Source organism: Vannielia litorea (assembly GCF_018424695.1).
GTDB classification, from domain to species: Bacteria; Pseudomonadota; Alphaproteobacteria; order Rhodobacterales; family Rhodobacteraceae; genus Vannielia; species Vannielia litorea_A.
Map to the genome: position 1 here is coordinate 1 of NZ_QTNQ01000177.1, position 2,470 is coordinate 2,470.

A 2,470-nucleotide genomic window follows, 5' to 3' on the forward strand; every position below is an offset into this window, starting at 1 on the left:
CACACACCTGTTGCTCCTGCCCGAAACGGCGCAGCCCCTCGCACGCCCACCGCTACAAGATGTGGCCCCCGGCCTCACCCGCACCCGCCCCGAGGGCGGCACGGGCATCGCCCGGCTCACCCGCAGCTTTCACCTCAACCTCACCGCCTTCGGCATGCTCTCCTTCGCGGTTGGCCTCTTTATCGCCCACGGCGCCATCGGGCTTGCCTTCGAGCAACGCCGCCCGATGTTCCGCACCCTGCGCGCCCTCGGCGTCTCCACCCGCCTGCTCGCTGCGCTCACCCTCGCCGAGCTCACCCTCTTTGCCCTCGTCGCGGGCAGTCTCGGCCTCGCCCTCGGCCATCTGACCGCAGCGCTGCTCCTGCCGGATGTCTCGGCCTCGCTCCGAGGCCTCTATGGCGCCGCGCTGCCCGGCCAGCTCACCTTCCGCCCCGCCTGGGCGGCCACCGGCCTCGCCATCGCCCTTGCGGGCACGCTGGCGGCTGGCACCGGCGCCCTCCTTGCGCTGGCCCGCCTGCCCATCCTCGCCTCCGCCAAGCCCCGCGCCTGGGCCCGCGCCACCACGCGCCCGCTTCTGCTGCAAGCCGCCGCCGGGGGGCTTCTCGCCGCAGCGGGCGCCGCCGCCGTTCCGCTCCTCGGTGGCCTGCCCGGCGGCTTCGCCCTGCTCGGCGGCATGCTCCTCGGCGCAGCCCTGATGCTCCCGGCCCTGCTGGCCGGCCTCCTCGCGCTGGCCCAATCCTTCGCGCGCCGCCCGCTGGCCCAATGGCTCTGGGCCGACGCCCGCCAGCAACTTCCCGGCCTCCGCCTTGCGCTCATGGCCCTGCTGCTGGCCCTGGCCACCAACATCGGCGTCGGCACCATGGTGTCGTCCTTCCGCCTCACCTTCACCGGCTTCCTCGACCAGCGCCTCGTCTCCGAACTCTACGTCACTGCCCGCTCGGAGGAAGACGCCACCCGCCTGCGCACCTGGCTCGCCACCCGCCCCGAGGTGGAGGCTGTGCTGCCCATCTGGCACGTCGAGATCCCGCTCGCGGATCAGGGCACCGGCGAGCTTTACGGTGTCGCCGATCACGCCACCTACCGCGAGAACTGGCCCCTGCTCAGCGCTTCGCCCAACGCCTGGGACCGCCTCGCCACGGGCGAAGCGGTGATGATCAACGAGCAACTCGCCCGCCGCGCGGGCCTCGCCCCCGGCGATACGCTCCCCCTCACACCCGACTGGCAGCCCGAAATCACCGCAACCTATTCCGACTACGGCAACCCCGGCCCCCAGGCCATCGTCGCCACACCGGCTCTCACCAGGCACTTCCCCGAGCTCTCCAAGCTCCGCCACGGCCTCCGCGTCGCACCTGAGAACGTCGAGGCCCTCACCACCGCACTCACCGAGGACTACGGGCTGCCGCCCACCGCCCTCGTGCCCAATGCCGAGATCAAGGCCTATTCGCTCGCCATCTTCGAGCGCACCTTCGCCGTCACCGCCGCGCTCAACGCGCTCACCCTCGGCGTGGCCGCACTCGCCATCCTCACCGCCATGCTGACCCTCTCCACCATGCGCCTGCCCCAGATCGCCCCGGTCTGGGCGATGGGCACCACCCGTGCCCGCCTCGCCCGGCTCGAGGCCCTGCGCACCCTCGCCCTTGCCGCCTTCACCGCCCTCTTCGCCCTGCCCCTCGGCCTCGCCCTGGCCTGGGCGCTGCTGGCGGTCGTCAACACCGAGGCCTTCGGCTGGCGCCTGCCGATGTTCCTCTTCCCCGGCCAATGGGCGCTGCTCTTCGCCGCAGCCATCGGGGCCGCCGCACTGGCCTGCGCCTGGCCCGTCCTCAAGCTCCGCCGCACCCAGCCCGCCGCATTTCTCAAAACCTTCGCGAGCGAAAGATGAACCTCACCCGCCGTACCCTCCTCGCCGCCCTCGCCGCCGCGCCGCTCTCCGCCCGCGCGCAAGGCTTCGCCGGTCTGGGCACCGACGCCTCCGGCTTCGCCCTGCCCTCCCGCGACACCCGGCTCACATTCCCGGCCGATCACGGCGCCCATCCCGATTTCCGCATCGAATGGTGGTATCTCACCGCCACGCTCGAAGGCCCCGGCGGCACCCCCTATGGCATCCAATGGACGCTCTTTCGCTCAGCCCTCGCCCCCGGCGAGGCCGAAGGCTGGTCCTCCCCCCAGATCTGGATGGCCCACGCCGCCCTCACCACGCCAACCTCCCACCACTCCACCGAACGCCGCGCCCGCGGCGGCATCGGGCAGGCCGGGGTCACCGCCGCGCCCTTCGCCGCCTGGATCGACGATTGGCAGATGACCTCCACCGCCGCCTCGGGCGACCAGTTCGACGCGCTCCGCCTCACCGCCTCCGCCCCCGATTTCGCCTACGATCTCGCGCTCACCGCCACCGGCCCCCTCGTCCTCCACGGCGACGCGGGCTACTCGGTCAAATCCCCAACCGGCCAGGCCAGCCACTACTACTCTCAGC

Annotated in this window: 2 protein-coding genes; both read left to right on the forward strand. The window is 72.5% G+C overall.

Annotation, left to right across the window (positions count from 1 at the left end):
- Positions 1–1,879: FtsX-like permease family protein (locus DYI42_RS23730; RefSeq protein ID WP_213549580.1), on the forward strand; the 1,879-nt coding region annotated here is incomplete at its 5' end.
- A partial coding sequence (locus DYI42_RS23735; protein ID WP_274608856.1) for a lipocalin-like domain-containing protein occupies positions 1,876–2,470 on the forward strand: 595 nt, incomplete at its 3' end. The genes DYI42_RS23730 and DYI42_RS23735, both read left to right, overlap by 4 nt.